At 71.8% G+C, this 17,097-nt stretch carries 16 protein-coding genes and 2 riboswitches; of the genes, 5 read left to right on the top strand and 11 right to left on the bottom strand.

Annotated elements, in window-relative coordinates; genetic code table 11:
- The first annotated feature begins 24 nt into the window (after positions 1 to 24).
- Positions 25 to 777, top strand: a complete 753-nt coding sequence (locus DKG75_RS14150) for a cobalt-precorrin-6A reductase (protein ID WP_109921784.1) — start codon at positions 25 to 27, stop codon at positions 775 to 777.
- Here the strand turns inward: DKG75_RS14150 and cobJ are convergent.
- From cobJ to DKG75_RS14185, 7 genes are read right to left on the bottom strand one after another with little or no spacing between them, the layout of a single operon-like run.
- A complete protein-coding gene (cobJ, locus tag DKG75_RS14155) occupies positions 753 to 1,502 on the bottom strand; it encodes a precorrin-3B C(17)-methyltransferase (RefSeq protein WP_109921785.1) in 750 nt (249 codons plus the stop codon). The genes DKG75_RS14150 and cobJ overlap by 25 nt on opposite strands.
- A complete protein-coding gene (locus DKG75_RS14160) occupies positions 1,499 to 2,224 on the bottom strand; it encodes a precorrin-2 C(20)-methyltransferase (RefSeq protein WP_109921786.1) in 726 nt (241 codons plus the stop codon). Before DKG75_RS14160 ends, cobJ begins: the two co-directional genes overlap by 4 nt.
- Positions 2,221 to 2,853, bottom strand: coding sequence for a precorrin-8X methylmutase (locus DKG75_RS14165; RefSeq protein ID WP_109921787.1), 633 nt, complete (start codon positions 2,851 to 2,853; stop codon positions 2,221 to 2,223). Before DKG75_RS14165 ends, DKG75_RS14160 begins: the two co-directional genes overlap by 4 nt.
- Positions 2,850 to 4,028, bottom strand: coding sequence for a hypothetical protein (locus DKG75_RS14170; RefSeq protein ID WP_109921788.1), 1,179 nt, complete (start codon positions 4,026 to 4,028; stop codon positions 2,850 to 2,852). Before DKG75_RS14170 ends, DKG75_RS14165 begins: the two co-directional genes overlap by 4 nt.
- Positions 4,025 to 7,312, bottom strand: coding sequence for a cobaltochelatase subunit CobN (gene cobN / locus DKG75_RS14175; protein WP_109921789.1), 3,288 nt, complete (start codon positions 7,310 to 7,312; stop codon positions 4,025 to 4,027). The genes DKG75_RS14170 and cobN overlap by 4 nt, the downstream gene beginning before the upstream one ends.
- A gap of 4 nt (positions 7,313 to 7,316) precedes the next feature.
- Positions 7,317 to 8,354 carry a cobalamin biosynthesis protein CobW gene (cobW, locus tag DKG75_RS14180; RefSeq protein WP_109921790.1) on the bottom strand — a complete coding sequence of 346 codons (1,038 nt, stop codon included), beginning with the start codon at positions 8,352 to 8,354 and terminating at the stop codon, positions 7,317 to 7,319.
- Positions 8,351 to 8,716: a DUF1636 family protein gene (locus tag DKG75_RS14185; protein WP_166646595.1), complete on the bottom strand. Its 366-nt coding sequence runs from the start codon at positions 8,714 to 8,716 to the stop codon at positions 8,351 to 8,353. Before DKG75_RS14185 ends, cobW begins: the two co-directional genes overlap by 4 nt.
- A 107-nt stretch (positions 8,717 to 8,823) precedes the next feature.
- Positions 8,824 to 9,006, bottom strand: a riboswitch (cobalamin riboswitch).
- A 90-nt stretch (positions 9,007 to 9,096) separates the two neighbouring features.
- Between DKG75_RS14185 and cobO the strand changes: the two genes are divergently transcribed.
- Entirely contained in the window at positions 9,097 to 9,714 is a 618-nt protein-coding gene (gene cobO, locus DKG75_RS14190; protein WP_109921792.1) for a cob(I)yrinic acid a,c-diamide adenosyltransferase, read from the top strand.
- Complete coding sequence (locus tag DKG75_RS14195) at positions 9,714 to 11,177, top strand: cobyric acid synthase (protein ID WP_208112267.1); 1,464 nt, start codon at positions 9,714 to 9,716, stop codon at positions 11,175 to 11,177. Before cobO ends, DKG75_RS14195 begins: the two co-directional genes overlap by 1 nt.
- A 40-nt stretch (positions 11,178 to 11,217) precedes the next feature.
- Here the strand turns inward: DKG75_RS14195 and DKG75_RS14200 are convergent, their stop codons facing one another.
- The 4 genes from DKG75_RS14200 to cbiB all read right to left on the bottom strand — a co-directional run bounded on the left by DKG75_RS14200 (position 11,218) and on the right by cbiB (position 15,066).
- Positions 11,218 to 12,150 carry a GIY-YIG nuclease family protein gene (locus DKG75_RS14200; protein ID WP_109921793.1) on the bottom strand — a complete coding sequence of 311 codons (933 nt, stop codon included), beginning with the start codon at positions 12,148 to 12,150 and terminating at the stop codon, positions 11,218 to 11,220.
- A gap of 153 nt (positions 12,151 to 12,303) precedes the next feature.
- Positions 12,304 to 13,266: a fatty acid desaturase family protein gene (locus DKG75_RS14205; RefSeq protein ID WP_109921794.1), complete on the bottom strand. Its 963-nt coding sequence runs from the start codon at positions 13,264 to 13,266 to the stop codon at positions 12,304 to 12,306.
- Complete coding sequence (locus DKG75_RS14210) at positions 13,241 to 14,062, bottom strand: PaaX family transcriptional regulator C-terminal domain-containing protein (protein WP_109921795.1); 822 nt, start codon at positions 14,060 to 14,062, stop codon at positions 13,241 to 13,243. The genes DKG75_RS14205 and DKG75_RS14210 overlap by 26 nt, the downstream gene beginning before the upstream one ends.
- A gap of 26 nt (positions 14,063 to 14,088) precedes the next feature.
- A complete protein-coding gene (cbiB, locus tag DKG75_RS14215) occupies positions 14,089 to 15,066 on the bottom strand; it encodes an adenosylcobinamide-phosphate synthase CbiB (RefSeq protein ID WP_109921796.1) in 978 nt (325 codons plus the stop codon).
- Between the two features lie 34 nt (positions 15,067 to 15,100).
- Here cbiB and cobD point away from each other — a divergent pair, with 34 nt between their 5' ends.
- Entirely contained in the window at positions 15,101 to 16,093 is a 993-nt protein-coding gene (gene cobD / locus DKG75_RS14220; protein ID WP_208112266.1) for a threonine-phosphate decarboxylase CobD, read from the top strand.
- Positions 16,090 to 16,731 carry a 5,6-dimethylbenzimidazole synthase gene (gene bluB / locus DKG75_RS14225; RefSeq protein WP_109921798.1) on the top strand — a complete coding sequence of 214 codons (642 nt, stop codon included), beginning with the start codon at positions 16,090 to 16,092 and terminating at the stop codon, positions 16,729 to 16,731. Before cobD ends, bluB begins: the two co-directional genes overlap by 4 nt.
- Positions 16,732 to 16,766: 35 nt before the next feature.
- Positions 16,767 to 16,951: riboswitch (cobalamin riboswitch) on the top strand.
- Positions 16,952 to 17,097 lie beyond the last annotated feature (146 nt).

Raw genomic sequence — 17,097 nt, forward strand, 5'->3', positions numbered from 1 at the left:
GGGTTACCTCAAGGCAAGGCGGTCATGAAGGTTCTGGTTCTCGGCGGCACCACCGAAGCCTCGGCGCTGGCGCGCCTGCTCGCCGGCGAGGGGCGGTTCCGGGCGGTGCTGTCCTATGCCGGGCGGACGCGCAACCCGGCGGCGCAGCCGGTCGAGACCCGGATCGGCGGCTTCGGCGGCGCGGCGGGCCTGGCCGATTACCTGCGGGGGAACGGGGTGCGGGCCCTGATCGATGCCACCCATCCCTTTGCCGCGCGCATTTCCGCCCATGCCGCCGGGGCGGCGCGGGATGCCGGGGTGCCGCTGCTGGCGCTGCGCCGGGGCGGCTGGACGGCGGGGCCGGGCGACGAATGGCACCGGGTGCCGGACATGGCCGCGGCGGCGGATGCGATCGGCATCGCCCGGCGCCGGGTCTTCCTGACCGTCGGCCAGAAGGAAGTGGCGGCTTTCCGCGACCGGCCCCGGCACGCCTATCTGATCCGCAGCGTCGATCCGATCGATGCCGCGCTGCTGCCGCCGGAAGCGGTGCTGATCAATGCCCGGGGCCCGTTCGACGTCGCGGCCGAGCGTGCCCTTCTGGACGAGCACGGCATCGATGTCATCGTGACCAAGAATTCCGGCGGCACGGCCACGGCGGCCAAGCTGGCGGCGGCGCGCGACCTGGGGCTGCCGGTGATCATGGTCGAACGCCCGCCGGTCCCGGACGTCGAGACGGTGGAAACCGCCGAGGCGGCGCTCGCCTGGCTGCGCCATCAGGCCATCCTTCTCGGGGTATAGACGAAGGGGGGCGCGGCGGGGCGCGCCACCTGCCGCGTCTCGGCGGTGCCGATGATGACCAGGGTGCGCATGTCGGCCATCTGGCCCCGCGCCTCGGCCAGGGGCACCACCGCCACCGCTTCGTCCGGCCGGGTGACGGCGCGGGCGAAGACCACCGGCGCGTCGCCCGGCAGCAGGGGGCGCAGCAGGTCGAAGGCGGCATCCAGCTGCCACGGCCGGGCCCGGGAAATCGGGTTGTAGAGGGCGACGACGAAGCCCGCCTCGGCCGCCGCCGCCAGCCGCGCCGCGATCACGTCCCAGGGCTTCAGGTTGTCGGAGAGCGAGATGGCGCAGAAATCATGCCCCAGCGGCGCCCCGACACGGGCGGCGGCGGCGAACATGGCCGAGATGCCGGGCAGCACGCGAATGTCGAGGCCGGCGAAACCGGGCTCCCCTTCCACCACCTCGAAGGCGGCAGCGGCCATGCCGAAGACCCCGGCATCGCCGCCCGACACCAGCGCGACCCGCTTTCCTGCCGCCGCCAGCGCCAGGCCCTGGCGGGCGCGGGCCAGTTCGTCGCCATTGTCGCTGCCGTGGCGCGTCAGGCCGGGCCGGGCCGGCACCCGCTCGACATAGGGGAAATAGCCGAGCACGTCGTCGACCGCCGCCAGTGCTGCGGAAACTTCCGGCGTTACCAGTTCCGGGGCCCCGGGGCCGAGGCCGATGATGAAGAGCGCGCCGGTCATCGCGGGCGCTGCCGGCCGGGCACGAGGATCAGGGCGAAATAGGGGGCGTCGTCGCCCTCGACGGCGGCCAGCGGGCGGATCGCCTCGTCCGCCATGGTGCCCCGCTCGACATAGATGGCGCGGGTCAGCAGGCCGGCGTCTTGCAGCGCCGCCCGGATCTTCGGCAGGTTGCGGCCGACCTTCATGATCACCGCGGCATCGGCGCCGGCAAGGCGGGCGGCCATGGCCTCCGCCCCCAGGGTGCCGGGCAGCACGGTCAGCACGTCGTCGCCATGGGTGATCGGGCTGCCGGCGCGGGTCCAGCAGCCGCCCATGCCGGTAATCCCGGGGATCACCTCGGTCGGGAAGCGGTCGCGCAGCCGGTCGTAGAGATACATGAAGGAGCCGTAGAAGAACGGGTCGCCCTCGCAGATCACGGCGACGTCGCGGCCCTGGTCCAGTTCCGCCCCGACCTGCTCGGCGGCGGCATCGTAGAAACGGCCGATCTCGATCAGGTAGCGGGGATCGCCCACAGGCACTTCGATGGTGAAGGGATATTCGAGGCGGAGATGGGCCGCCGCCGGGTTCAGGTGCGGGGCGGCGATGGTACGGGCATGGCCCGGCCGCCCGGCCTTGCAGAAATAGGCGACGACCGGCACGGCGCCGACGATGCGCGCCGCCTTCAGGGTGAGCAGTTCGGGATCGCCGGGGCCGATGCCGACGCCGTAAAGGGTGGCCATCATTCGACCTCGCTGGCGAGCGCGTTGACGGCGGCGGCGGCCATGGCGCTGCCGCCCAGGCGCCCGCGCACGATGGCGAAGGGCAGGCGCCCATCGGCGGCCAACGCTGCTTTCGATTCGGCGGCACCGACGAAGCCGACCGGCATGCCGATCACGGCGGCGGGCGGCGGCGCCCCGGCCGCCACCAGTTCCAGCAGGCGGAACAGGGCGGTCGGGGCATTGCCGATGGCGACCACCGCGCCGCCCAGCCGGTCGCCCCAGAAATCCAGCGCGGCGGCGGAACGGGTATTGCCGATCGCCCGCGCCCGCTCGGCCACGCGCGCATCGTCCAGAAGACAGACGACCTCGTTGCCGGCGGGCAGGCGGGCGCGGGTGATGCCCATGGCGACCATCCGGGCATCGCACAGCACGGGGGCGCCCGTCAGCAGGGCTTTGCGCGCCGTGGCGCCGAACCCGGGGGAAAGTTCCACCTGATCGGCGATCCCGACCATGCCGGCGGCATGGATCATGCGCACCACCAGCTTTTCCTCGATGCCCTGAAAGCGGGAAAGATCGGCCTCGGCCCGGATGATGGCGAAGGAGCGGGCATAGATCGCCGCGCCGTCGCGGATATAGTCATAGGTCGTCGTCATGCCCGGCGGCTTTCCAGCAGGGTGGTGATCAGGTCGGCGGCCTCGTCGATATCGAGGCCGGTGGCGATCGGCGGCGCCCCGGCGCGGCCGCCGAGCACGAGGTCGTAATGCCCCGCATTGCCGGTCAGGGTGACGGCGGCCGGCCCCGGATGGGCGCAGCCCTTGGCGCAGCCGGACAGGTGAATGCCGCCCGCCGGCAGGGGCGGGGCCAGCAGGTCCAGCAGCCGGGCGGCATCGGGCCGGGTCGGCACGCTGGCGGCGGCGCAGCCCGGCCGGCCGGTGCAGGCGATGACCGCAAGGCGCGGATCGCCGGCCGCGGTGACGAGGCCGAGACGGTCGAGCACCGGCACCATGGTATCGGCATCGCCGGGCACCAGCACGCTCCGCCACGGGGTCGGATAGAGCCAGCCGTCCCCGGCCAGGCGGGCAAGCTGCCGCCACTGCCGGACATTGCCCTGGCCGGAGGGAAAGCCGACCGCCACCCCCCGCCAGCCGCCATGGGCAAGGGGCCCCGGCGCGGGCGGGGCAAGGGGTGCCGGTGCCGGCCCGACCCCGGCAAGGCCGGCGGTCAGGACGCCCGGGTGCAGGTCGCGCAGGCGCCGCGCCCCCGGCACCGCCAGGAAGCGATCGACAAGGGCGAGCATGGCAGGCAAGGCCGCCCCCGCCGCCACCCTGGCCGTGGCGCCGGGCAGCAGCAGGTCGGCGATATCGCCGCCGAGGCGGCAGGCGATATCGCCGTGACCGGGGCCGAGGGGCAGGCCCCGGTCATCCTCGATCGCAAAGGCGAATTTGGCCGGCAGGGCGCCGAACCGATCCTCGTCCGCCAGGGCGCCGGCCAGGGCCGCGGCAAGGGCCCGGGCCCCGTCGCCGGCCAGCGGCGCCACCAGGATATTGCGCCGCTGTTCCACGAGCCCCTCCGGCAGGGCAAGACCCCGGGCGACGGCCAGGGCGGCGAAGTTCGTGGCCGCGCCCTCCCCGAAGCCCCGGAATTGCAGGTTACCCCGGGCGGTGAGGTCGATCAGGCCGTTGCCGCCCTCGGCCGCAGCTTCGGCCAAGGCCAGGACATCGCCCCCGCGCAGCCGCCCGCCGGGCGGCTTCACCCGCAGGATCAGGCCGTCCGCCGCCGCCATGGGCCGTCCGATCGACGGGCACCAGCCCTTCGCCGCCGCCGTCATGCGCCGCCCTCGATCCGTGCGGCGACATCGTTACGCCTTGGGTGCCACAGGCCCCGGGCCCGGGCTTCGGCGAAGCGGGCGGTCATGGCGGCGCGGGCGGCGGGGTTGGTGTCGGCGAGGAAACGGTCGACCGCCTCGTCGCCCAGCGTCGCGGCGAAGAGAAGGTCGAACTGGGCGTCCAGCGGTTCGGCCAGGGTCGCGGCGAAGACGAACAGGGGTTCGACCGTGCGGGCGATTTCCGCCGCCCCGCGATAGCCGTGGCGCATCATGCCGGCGATCCAGCGCGGGTTGGCCGCGCGGCCGCGGGTAACGCGGGCGATCTCGTCGCGCAAGGGGCGCAGCCGGGGCCGGTCCGGGTCGCGCTGGTCGGCGAGATAGAGGGCGGCACCGGGCCGGCCGGCGGCGGCGAAACCGCCCATATGGGCGGCGACATCCGTGCTCTCGAAAATATCGATTTCGCCGTGGTCGAGGCCGTGGACCAGGGCATCGGCGCTGCGCAGCCGGTCGGCGAAGCCGGCCGCATCGGCCGTGCCGTCGAGATCGAGGCCGAAGGCGGCACCGCCCCGGGCGATATAGTCGCGGCCGAGGTCGGCGCGGTCCTGCCAGCCGCCCGCGTCGGTGAGACCGGTGACGCCGGCACCGTAACTGCCGGGGGCGGCGCCATAGATTCTCGTGGTGGCGCGGCGGAACTCGGCGCCCTGAAGCGCGCGGGCGGTCGCGGCCAGGGGGTTCCAGGCGGCATCTTCGTCGCGGCGGGCGATCGCCTGCACCGCCTGGTCGAACAGGGCGATCTGGGCGGCGAAGGCATCGCGGAACAGGCCGGAGATGCGCAGGGTGACATCGACCCGCGGCCGCCCCAGGGTGGCCAGCGGCAGGATCTCCGTGCCCGCCACCCGGGCGCTGCCCTCGTCCCACAGGGGCCTTGCGCCGATCAGCAGCAGGGCCAGGGCCAGATCCTCGCCCCCCGTGCGCATGGTGGCGCTGCCCCAGAGGTCGAGCACCAAGCGGCGCGGCCAGTCGCCGTGATCCTGGAGGTAGCGTTCGATCAGCGCCGCCGCCGCCTTCTCCGCCAGCACCAGGGCCGAGCGATTGGGCACGGCACGGGGATCGATCGTATAGAGATTGCGCCCGGTGGGCAGGACGTCGGCGCGCCCCCGCGTCGGCGCCCCCGCCGGCCCCGGCTCGACGAAGCGCCCGTCCAGCGCTGCCAGCAGGCCCCGGCGCTCGCCCTCGGCACAAGGATCGAGGGCGGCACCGGCCGGCAGGGCGGCGCGCAGGTGCCGCAGGCCGGGGGCGGGGCGGCCGAAGACATGCAGCCCGTCGCGGATCTGGAGATCCTTGACATCGCAAAGCCAGGCATCGAGCCGGGCGAGCGCCGTGTCGTCGTCGGTCCCGGGGGCGATGCCGCTTTCGGCCAGCAGGCCGGCGGCCCCGGCGCGGTCCAGGATCTCGCGCTTCAGCAGGCGGCTGCGGCGCGGGTCGAGGCCGTCGGCGGCGGCGAATTCGTCGATCAGCCGTTCCAGGTCCTCGGCTTCGCCATGCAATCCGGCGCGGCGCAAGGGCGGCGTCAGGTGGCCGATGGTGACGGCGCCGAGGCGCCGCTTGGCCTGGGCCGCCTCGCCCGGGTTGTTGACGATGAAGGGATAGACCACGGGCAGCGGCCCGGCCAGGGCCGCCGGGAAGCAAGCCTCGTCCAGGGCCACCGCCTTGCCCGGCAGCCATTCCAGCGTGCCGTGGGTGCCCAGGTGGATCAGTGCGTCGATCCCGAGCCGGTGGCGCAGCCACAGGTAAAAGGCGACATAGATATGGCGGGGCGGCAGGTCGGGATCGTGGAATTCCGCCTTCCGCCCGGCCGCCCGGCCCCGGTCCGGCTGAAGCGCGACGGTGACGCGGCCGAGGCTGAGCAGCGGCAGGCGAAAGGCACCGTCCGCGACCGCCGGATCATCCGCCGCCGGGCCCCAGGCGGCCAGGACCCGGGCCCGCGCCGGTGCCGGCAGGCCGGCGAACAGGATCTCGTAGGCGGCCAGCGGCAGGAAGGCCGCGGGCGCCCCGGTCAGGGCGGCGGCGATCCCTTCCGCCGTGACGGTGGTGGTGTCATAGCCGGCGGCGGCGAGATCGGCCAGGATGGCCCCGGCGGAGGCGAAACTGTCGAGGCCGACCGCATGGCCCGCCTGCCCGCCGACGCCCGGGTAATCGGACAGCACGAGGGCAAGGCGCCGTTCCGCCGGGGCCTTGGCCGCGAGCCGGGCCCAGGCGGCGGCACGCGCCGCCGCCATGGCGATGCCGGACGGCGAGGGCCGGTGCCGGGCCTCGCCCGCCTCGTCCCGCTCCTTGAAGGCGATCAGGCCGCCGGACAGGCGCCCGTCCAGTTCCGGCAGCACCACCTGCATGGCCAGATCGGCGGCGCCGAGGCCGCGGCTGCTGCCGGCCCAGGCCCGTTCGCCATTGCTGCCGCAGAGCAGTTGCAGCACCGGCACCCCGGCGGCATCGAGGGGGGAGGGGGCATCGCCCAGCCGGGCGGAGAAACCGGTCAGGTTCAGGACCACGGCGGGCGCCAGGGCCGCGATCCGGGCCTCGACAAAGGCGGCGCAGGCCCCGTCCTTCAGGCTGGCGACGTGAAGGGCGGCAGGGACGAGCCCTTGCCCGGCCAGGGCCGCCGCAAGATCCGTCACCATGGCGGTATCGCCGGCCAGGCGATGACTGCGATAGAAGACGATCAGCGCCCGGGCTTCGCCTTCGGCCGGCGGCAGGGGAAAATCCCCGAAGGGCGGCAGGACTTCGACCCCGGCCGCCGGCTGGGGCCCGAGGCCGGCGGCCTGGGCCGCAAGGTCCAGGGCAAGGCCCATGTTGCGGGCGCCGCCATGGCGAAAGCAGTCGGCCAGCAGCGCCAGGGTTTCCGGTGCCATGGTGGAGAGGGCCGCAAGGCGCTCGTCCGCGCCATTGTCGCCGGGCAGGAGGGCGAGGGGGATGCCCCGGCCCCGGGCGAGCGCCGCGATCTCCTCCGCCCCGTAACGCCAATAGTCCAGGCCGCCGAGCAGGCGGACGACGATGGCGCGGGCCCCGGCCGCCGTCCGTTCGAGATAGAGATCGACGGAAAGCGGATGGCGCAGGCGCCCGAGGTCGGCAATCCGCAGGCTTGGATGGCCGGGCCCCTGGGCGGCGCGGAGGGCCGCCAGCTCGCTGTCGGCGAAGGAGAGAAACAGCAGGTCCGCGGGGGCATGGCCGAGATCGACGGCGGTCGCCGTCTCGTCCAGGCCGAGCTCTGCGCGGAACTGCAGGTGCATGGGGTTACGCCGTCAGGGCGGCAAGGATGCCCGCCCGGTCCAGCCCGGTCTCCCCGATCACGACGAGGCGGCCCTGCCGTTCCTCCCCCGGCGCCCAGGGCCGTTCGTACTGGTGGCGGAAGCGGCTGCCGACCCCCTGCACCAGCAGGCGCAGGGGCTTGTCCGCGACGGCGACGAAACCCTTCATGCGCAGCACGCCGTAATCCGCCGCGACCCGGGCGAGGCGGGCGGCCAGTGCTTCCGGATCGGCGGCCGGGGGCAGGGGGACGGTGAAACTCTCGAAGTCATTGTGCTCGTGGGCGCCGTCCTCGGCATCATGGTGCGAGGGGCGGGCGGCGAGGTCGTCCTCGGCCGCGGCGCCGAGGCCGAGCAGGACGGCGGGGTCGATCCGGCATTCGCGGGTCTCGATCAGCGGCGGGCGGCGCGGCCCGGCGGCGCGGATCGCGGCCTCGGCGGCGGCGCGGCCGGCCGCGTCCAGGAGATCGGCCTTGTTGAGGAGGATCAGGTCGGCGGCATTCACCTGGTCGCCGAAGACTTCGGCCAGGGGGTTGTCGTGGTCCAGGCTCGGGTCTTCGGCCGCCTGGGCGGCGACGGCGGTGGGATCGTCGGCGAAGCGGCCGGTGGCGGCGGCCGGGCCGTCGATCACGGCGATGACGCCGTCCACCGTCACCCGATTGCGCACGCCCGGCCAGTCGAAGGCTTTCAGCAGGGGCTTGGGCAGGGCCAGGCCCGAGGTTTCGATCAGGATGTGATCGGGCGGGTTCGGCCGGTCGATCAGGGCTTCCATGGTGGGCACGAAATCGTCGGCCACGGTGCAGCACAGGCAGCCGTTGGCCAGTTCGACGATACTGTCGTCGTCGCAGGCGGCGCCGCAGCCGCGCAGCAGGTCGCCGTCGACGCCGGTCTCGCCGAATTCATTGACGATGACGGCGATGCGCCGCCCGCCGGCCTGGGCGATGACATGGCGCAGCAAGGTGGTCTTGCCGGCGCCGAGGAAGCCGGTGATCACGGTCGCGGGGATTTTGCGGGAAACAGGGGTCATGAGCGGGGCTCCGGCAGGGGCGGAAGACGCGAGACGATGGCCTGATGCAGGCTGACGGGCCGGCCGGCGCGCAGCACCACGCCGTTCGGCGAGGCGCCGTAAGCGCGGGCATAGGCGGCCATGTCGCCGGCAAGATCCGGGGTCAGGCCGCCGACGACATAGGACCATTTCCCCGCTGCCGAGAGGGCGGCGGTGCAGCCCCGTTCGCAGGCCGCGAGGCAGACGATCGGGTTCACGCGGAACCCGCCTTCCGCCCCGGCCGCCAGGGTTTCCAGGCGGTCGGCGAGGCTTGCCCCGGCGCCGCGGTCGTCGCCGTGGCGGCACGAGGTGCAGACATGAAGTATGGGCTGGTCCTGGCTCAAGATCGGGCCCCGTCGCATCGCAAATCGGGGTGCCGGCGGCCCGGCATCCCCCGCCGGGCCCGATGCCCGGGGGGCATCGCCGCAGCCCAGGGCACCCCGCCCGGTTACGGTTCACGCGAATGACGGCAGGTCTCCTGGCTCGCGGGTCGTGGCCTTGCGCCGCCTTCCCGGGATGGCCCAGTGGCATGATGGCGCGCGGCTGACCGCTTACAGTTGCGGGGGCAGCTTCGGCATGGCACCGAATTCCCTTTTCACCCGGCGAGGCCGGGACCGTCGCCTTCTGGGTAGGCTGGAATGGCGGCGCTGTCAACGGCACGACGCTTGCGGCGGCTTCGGGGCCGTGCTCTTGATGGCCGCCCCATTTGTCGTGGAGTGCCGTGATGCCCGATCCCGTCAGCCCCGAAGAGGCCGCCCGCCACCGCGAGAAGATGCAGGCGCGGAAGGCGGTGCAGGATGCCGAAGTGGCCTCGAAGACCCTGGAGAAAGGCTTGCTGATCGTCCACACCGGGGCGGGCAAGGGCAAGTCCACGGCGGCTTTCGGCCTGATGCTGCGCATGATCGGCCATGGCCGGCGGGTCGCCGTGGTGCAATTCATCAAGGGCGCCTGGGGCACCGGCGAGCGCGCCCTGTTCGAGCGATTCGGCGATCTCGTCACCTGGCATTCCTCGGGCGAGGGCTTCACCTGGGAGGTGCAGGACAAGGCGCGCGACATCGCCGCCGCCCGCGCCGGCTGGGCCCGGGTGCTGGAGCTGCTGGCCGATCCCGGCCTGTCCCTGCTCGTCCTTGACGAATTGAACATCGCCCTTCGCTACGACTATCTGGAGATCGCCGAAGTGGTGGCGGCGCTGACCGCCCGGCGGGCCGATCTTCATGTCGTCGTCACCGGGCGGAACGCCAGGCCCGAATTGATCGAGGCGGCGGATCTCGTCACCGAGATGAAGGCGGTGAAGCATCATTTCGCGGCCGGGGTGCGGGCGCAGTCGGGCATCGAATTCTGATGGCGGCGCGCAGCCTGATGTTCCAGGGCACGGGGTCCAGCGTCGGCAAGTCGCTGCTGGTCGCCGGGATCGCCCGGGCGCTCAGCCGGCGCGGCCTCGCGGTGCTGCCGTTCAAGCCGCAGAACATGTCGAACAATGCGGCGGTGACGGCGGAGGGCGGCGAGATCGGCCGCGCCCAGGCGCTCCAGGCCCGGGCCTGCGGGGTCGCGCCCAGCGTCCATATGAACCCCGTCCTTCTCAAGCCGCAAAGCGAGGTCGGTGCCCAGATCGTGGTCCAGGGCCGGGTGATCGGCAATGCCGGGGCCCGGGTCTATCAGTCGCGGAAGGCGGAACTGCTGCCCTTCGTGCTGGACAGTTTCGCCCGGCTGAAGGCGGCGGCGGACATCGTCCTGGTCGAGGGGGCGGGCAGTGCTTCCGAGGTCAATCTCCGCGCCAACGACATCGCCAACATGGGCTTCGCCCGGGCGGCGGATGTGCCCGTCGTGATCATCGGCGATATCGAGCGCGGCGGCGTCATCGCCGCCCTGGTGGGCACGGCGGCGGTTCTCGACGCCGGCGATGCGGCCCTGGTCAGGGGCTTCATCGTCAACCGCATGCGCGGCGACGCCAGCCTGTTCGACGACGGTATGCGTTACATCGAGGGACGCACCGGCTGGCCGGCCCTCGGCCTCGTGCCGCATTACGAGGCGGCGGGGCAATTGCCGGCGGAAGATGCCTATGACCTTGCCGCCCGGCGCCCATCACCGGCGGGCGCGGGGCGTCTGCGCATCGTGGTGCCGGTGCTGCCGGGCATCGCCAATTTCGACGATCTCGACCCCCTTCAGGCGGAACCGGCGGTCGATCTGGTCCTGGCCCGGCCGGGCCGGCCGCTGCCGCCGGCGGACCTGATCGTCCTGCCCGGCTCCAAGGCGACCATCGCCGACCTCGGCCGCCTGCGGACGGAAGGCTGGGACATCGACCTCAAGGCCCACTATCGCCAGGGCGGCCGGGTGCTGGGCCTCTGCGGCGGCTATCAGATGCTGGGGCAAAGCATCGCCGATCCGGACGGGATCGAGGGGCCGGCCGGCACGGTTCCGGGGCTGGGCCTTCTTGCCGTCGATACGGTGCTGACCGCCGCCAAGCGGCTGGCGGAAGTGACCGGCCGCAGCCTCGACGACGGCATCGCCTTCACGGGCTACGAGATGCACATGGGCCGGACCGCGGGGCCCGACACCGCCCGCGCCCTGGTCAAACTGGCGGACGGGCGCCGCGACGGCGCGATCAGTGCCGACGGTCTGGTGCGCGGCACCTATGTCCACGGCCTCTTCACCGGCAACGACCAGCGCGCCGCCTGGCTGGAACGCCTGGGCTCACGCGCCGAAGGCTTCGACCATCACGCCCGGATCGAAGCCGCGCTCGACGGCCTCGCCGACCATCTCGAAGCCCATCTCGCCCTGGACCGGATGCTGGGGTTCGCCGGTTAGAGTAACGGCGTTGCGCCGCCCGGTGAGCGGCGACAAAAGCTCACTCTTCGCTTTCCAACAGCGTGGCGGCTGCGACCTGATCCTCCTGCCATTGGGCATAAGTCTTGTCGGTTCCTTTGAGGCGCCAACTCGTCCGCCCATTGTCCGGCCGACCCAAAATGGTCGCGGACGCGGCGCTGGGGCTCTTGAATCCAAAATCCTGGCCGAAGCGGCGATGCCCTGTCTGGTCGGGAACGAGAACGCCGTTGTCGACCAATTGCCTGAACAAGTTATAGTATCCCATTCCTGGTGCTGCAATCCAACTGTCTTGCGCTTGTGATCCCGCGAGGACGATGAATTCCCCATTGGTTTCTCTGGCTTCCGCGCGGATTGAATATTTCTTGGTGAACAGTTCGAACAGGGGAGTCTCGCAAGTCGAGGTCTCACTGGCCACTGAAGGCTTCGCTGGCATGGCCTTCGCTGGCTCTTTCAGGAAATCCAGCCCCAGTACCGGCAAGACCACACGCAACTGATCGATGAAGAATTCCATATCGGAGAGATCGGCCTCCGGCAGCAGGCCGAAATCGGGTGCCGTACCGTTTTCCAATCGGGTCCTTGCCGCTTCCGTGGCAATGGCGATCAAGCGACTTTCGAGATACCGCGCATGGGCCTTGGTGAGGTTCTGATCCTTGCTGGTGACAATGCAGGTCTGCTCCCAGAACTCCTTGCTCTCGTCCTTGTTGTGCTGCGCCAACCGTTTGCCGACATTGTCAGTCTCGCCGATATAGGCCAGGGGTTTATAGTCGCCCTCCGGATCGGCCCCGGTAAGGATGTAAACTCCGGTGCGACCGGCTTCCGGTCGCTGGATCAAGTCAGCAAGGCGTGAGCGCGGTGCTACGATGACGTGGCCGGTCCAGTTCATGATTTCGGCAGTGATGATGCCTCCAGGGGTGCCATCGGCGAGGAACAAGCGGATCGAACGGCCCTTGGTCATGACTTTCCACCCATACAGGCGTTTTAGTTTGCCGCAACATCCGGCAATGTCGCATAGCAGTGTGCGAGGTCCATATAGCGCCGGGGTCGCATTTTACGGGCAATTCGCTTTGGTGTCTTTGCTGGTGTTGAACCGATCTCGCCAGAGTAAGTTTTAAGCGGCGCGGGCGGTGACCAGCCGCAGCACGTCGAGATAGCCGGGGGCGGGGCCGGTCAGGGCTTTTTCGCGGAGCCGCCGGTGCATGGCCGGCAGGCGGTAATAGGCGGCGGCGGGCATCAGGTGGTGTTCCAGGTGATAATTCACATGCAGCGGCGCCACCGTCGCCCGGGCCAGCAGCCCGGCCCTGGTGGTCCTGGTGTTGCGCAAGGGATGGTCGCTTCTCTCCGTGCAGGCGTGTTCGGCGATGGCGCGGATGCGCAGGAACAGGCTGTAGGTGGTGAGATAGGCCGCGACCCAGACCAGATAGGTCCAGCCGGCGCCGAGCAGGCCGAGGGCGGCGGCGATCACGGCATTGGTCGCCAGCATCGGCCCCATGCGGTTAAGGCCCTGGGCGATCTGGCGGGACAGGCGGCGTTCCGCCCGCGGCACCAGGCGGGCACCGCCCGAGACGGTATAGGTCAGGGCGCCGATATCCATCAGGAACAGGCCGATCATCCGCTTCAGGCCGGTCGCGCCGGTCAGGTCGCGCAGGATCTTGCGGCGGAGCGAGCGGCGGCTGGTCGGGAAGGGTGTCACCAGCGACAGGTCGGGATCGAGCTCGCTGTTGGTATGGGCGTGATGCTGGATGTGATGCTTTCGATAGCGGGCGACATCGCCCCAGACCGGGGCGGCGCACAGCCATGTGCCGACGATGTCGTTCAGGGCCCGGGTGCGGAACAGGCTGTAATGCGCCGCCTCATGCATCAGGATCGACAGTGCCAGCTGCCGCCCGCCGAGCAGGACCAGCCCAACGATTACGGTAACGACATGGGGCCATAGCGCCATCAGGGCGAAAGTGCCGGCGATCACAGCCCAGGTGCTGGCCACCGCCCACCAGCCCCAAAGGTCGGATTTCGTGTTGAAGGCCCTGATTTCAGCCGGCGTGAAGGCGTCAGTGAGGGTGAAGGCCCGGCTCATCGATCTCTCCCGGTCGTTGGTTTTGGGCGGCGAAGAAACGCCGCCAGAGGGCGCGGCCGGCGGCATCGAACTGCCGGACCGCCGCGAAGAAGGCTTCCCGCTCGCCGCCGTCGACCAGCGGCTCGGGCAGCAGGGGATCGAAGACGATCTGGCGGATGGCGCGGCTGCCGATCAGGAAGGCTTCCCGCGCCGCGACATCCGGGTCCAGATCGCCGGCCCGGGCCAGCCAGTCGTCCAGCACGCTGCGGCGGCGATAGGCGGCGTTCAGGGCGGCGCCGTCCCACAGGTGGCCCGGGTCGCGGGCGAAATCGCCGGCGGCGAAGACCGTCGCCCCGGCATCGAGCCCGAGGGCCAGCAGGCGCCGGCGGATGGCGCCGACCCCGCCTGCCAGATTGTCCGGCCGCAGGTGCAGGCCCTTGTCCATCTCGGCGAAGCCCAGCATGTCGAGGGCGCGGTGCCGTGCCCGCAGCGCCGCCCGGTCGCTGCGGCCCAGCGCCCCGCTGTGAACCGCGACATAGCCGCCCGCCCAGGGGCGCAGCCGCTCGCCCGCGCGGCGCCAGCCGGCGACATCGGCGGCAAAGCCGGCCGCGGCCGGGCCCAGGCGATAGGCGCCGCGCCCCGCGCCCTCGATCATGCCGGCGGCGGCCAGCCGCACCAGGGTCACCCGGGCGGCGCTTTCCGCGATATCGAACAGGGAACAGGCGGTGACGGCATCGCGTGCCGCCAGGGCGCCGCCGTCCGCGGCCAGCAGCAATTGCAGGATCAGGGTCTTCGCCTTGGGGCCGCCGTTCGTCATGCACCGATGATACAAACGGAAACGATCTATGTCATCAGATGTAATATCGCCGCCGCCCCGGCGGCGAGGGAGAATTGCACCATGCAGGCGCGGACATAGAGCGTCAGGGCGCGGCGAATGTCGGCGGCGGTCGCCTCGGCCCGGCCGTCGCCCATCCAATGATCGTCGGACAGGGTCTCGCCATAGCGTTTCGGGCCGTTCAGGCGCAAGCCCAGGGCCCCGGCCATGGCCGCCTCCGGCCAGCCGGCATTGGGCGACCGGTGGTGCCGGGCATCGCGCCGGACCGCGCGCCAGGCGGCCCCCGCGCCCCGGCCGGCGGCCAGGGCGATGAACAGTGCCGTCAGGCGCGAGGCAGGCAGGTTGACGAGATCGTCGAACCGCGCCGCCGCCCAGCCGAAGTGCAGATGCCGCTCGGTCTTGTGGCCGATCATGCTGTCGGCGGTATTGACGGCCTTATAGGCGGCGATCCCGGGCAGGCCGCCGACGGCGCACCAGAAGGCGGGCGCGGTCACCCCGTCGGAGAAATTCTCGGCCAGGCTTTCGATCGCGGCCCGGGCCACGCCGGCCTCGTCCAGGACCGAGACATTGCGGCCGACGATCATCGAAACCGCCTGCCGCCCGGCCGTCAGCCCGCCGGTCTCGAGCGCGGTGGCGACCGCCGCGACATGGGTGTAAAGGCTGCGCTGGGCCAGCAGGGTGGAGGCGGCAAGGGCGAGAACGGCCAGGGCCAGCCAAGGCGGCAGCACCCGGAACACCGCGACCTGGACCAGGGCGGCAGGCACCGCGGCGACGGCCAGCAGCAGGACGAGGGCGGCAAGCCCATTGAGCCGGCGCCGGCGCTTCGGCATGGTCGGTCGATTGAAGTGCCGGTCGAATCGCGCGATCAGGCCGCCCAGCCAGATCACGGGATGGCCGATCCGGGGGATCAGCGCCTGGGGATAGCCGCAGGCCGCCTCGATCGCGAGGGCCAGCACCAGCAGCAGGGGAAGGAGATCGAACGTCATGGAGGGCAGCACCGCTAGCATGGAATCGCCCCGGATGTCAGATCCCTTGACGGTCCACGGCGGCCGCCGCCGCGCCGCGCAAGCCCGCTTTCCCGATGCGCCCCGGCCCTGGCTGGACCTTTCGACCGGCATCAACCCCGTGCCCTATCCCTTGCCCACCCTCGATCCCGCCGTCTTCACCGACCTGCCGGAACCCGAAGACCTCGCCCGCCTGGAAAGCATCGCGGCGGCGGCCTACGGCGTGCCGGACCCGGCCCTGGTGGTGGCGGCCCCGGGCACCCAGATCCTGATCGAACTGCTGCCCCTGCTGGCGGCGCCCGGGGCGGCGGCGGTGCTGGGCCCGACCTATGGCGAGCATGGCCCGGGCTGGGCCCGCGCCGGCCATAGGGTGCGCGAGGCGCGGAGCCTGGCCGAACTCGATGGCGCCAGCCACGCCGTGGTGGTCAACCCGAACAACCCGGACGGCAGGGTGCTGAAGGCGGCCGACCTGATCCCGCTGGCGGCCCGGCTCGACCGGGCGGGCGGCTTTCTCGTCGTCGACGAAGCCTTTGCCGATCTCGAACCCGGGGTCAGCCTCGCGCCCTATCTGCCCCGGCCGGGGCTGGTGATCCTGCGCTCCTTCGGCAAGACCTATGGGCTGGCGGGGGTCCGTCTCGGCTTCCTGCTGGCGGCGCCGGAAATCGCCGCCGCGATGCGCGAGGCGCTGGGCGCCTGGGCGGTGTCGGGCCCTGCGATGGCGATCGGCACCGGGGCCCTCGGCGACGAGCGCTGGCGTATGGCGGCCGCGGCCGCGACGGCGGAAAAGGCCGCCCGGCTGGACGCGCTGATGGCCGGCGCCGGCTTCCGCCTCGAGGGCGGCTGCCGGCTGTTCCGCCTCTACGGCCACGCGGCGGCGGGGGCGTGGTTCGAGCGGCTGGGCCGGGCCGGCATCCTGGCCCGGCCCTTCGCCTATCGCCCGGACTGGCTGCGCCTCGGCCTGCCGGCGGATGAGGCGGCGTTCGCGCGGCTGGCGGCGGCGCTGGCATGACCGCGCCGCCCGTCTTCGACCGGGATTTCCGCGCGCGGTTCGAAACCCTGCTGCGCTGGCGCCGCGACGTCCGCCGCTTCCGGACCGATGCCCTGGCGCCCGGCCTCTTGGACCATCTGCTGGTGCTGGCCGATCTCGCCCCCTCGGTCGGCAATTGCCAGCCCTGGCGCTTCGTCACCGTCGACGATCCGGCGCGGCGTGCCCGCATCCGCGCCAATTTCGAGCGCGCCAATGCGGAGGCCCTGGCCGATTACGCGGGCGAACGGGCGGCGCTTTACGCCCGTCTCAAACTCGCCGGCCTGGTCGAGGCGCCGGTCCATCTCGCCGTCTTCGCCGACATGGCGCCCGACCAGGGCCAGGGGCTGGGCCGGCGCACCATGCCCGCGACCATCGAGCATTCGGCGACCACCGCCGTCCATACCCTGTGGCTGGCGGCGCGGGCCCATGGCGTCGGCGTCGGCTGGGTGTCGATCCTCGATCCCCTGACCGTGAATGATGATCTCGACTGCGATCCGGGCTGGCATCTGATCGCCTATCTGTGCATCGGCCATCCGGTCGAGGAGCACGAGGACCCGGAACTGGAACGCCACGGCTGGCAGGCCCGCACCCCCCTGGACGGCCGCCGCCTGCGCCGCTGAGCAACGGGATTGACATCTTCCGTGCGCCGCGCTTCAACTGCGCCTGCTTTGGCGGTTCCACCGGATTAAAAGGGAACACGGAAGGCGAAAGCCCTGCCGTGGCTGTCCCCGCAACTGTAAGCGGCGAGCCTGCACCATTCGTCACTGGCCTTTGGGCCGGGAAGACGGTGCAAGGCCATAACCCGCGAGCCAGGAGACCTGCCGCCGAGGGCATCACTCAACCCCGGGCCGGGCGAGCCCAGGGTGCGGTCAACCCGCTGCGGTGATGCGTCATGGACGCTGTCGCGGCGGGGCTTCTCCAGCCCTTCCCCGCACGGCGTCCCTCGATCATCGGTTGCCGCCATCTGGCGGTGCAGGGGGTATGGG

The sequence above is a fragment of the Zavarzinia compransoris genome, assembly GCF_003173055.1.
GTDB classification, from domain to species: Bacteria; Pseudomonadota; Alphaproteobacteria; order Zavarziniales; family Zavarziniaceae; genus Zavarzinia; species Zavarzinia compransoris.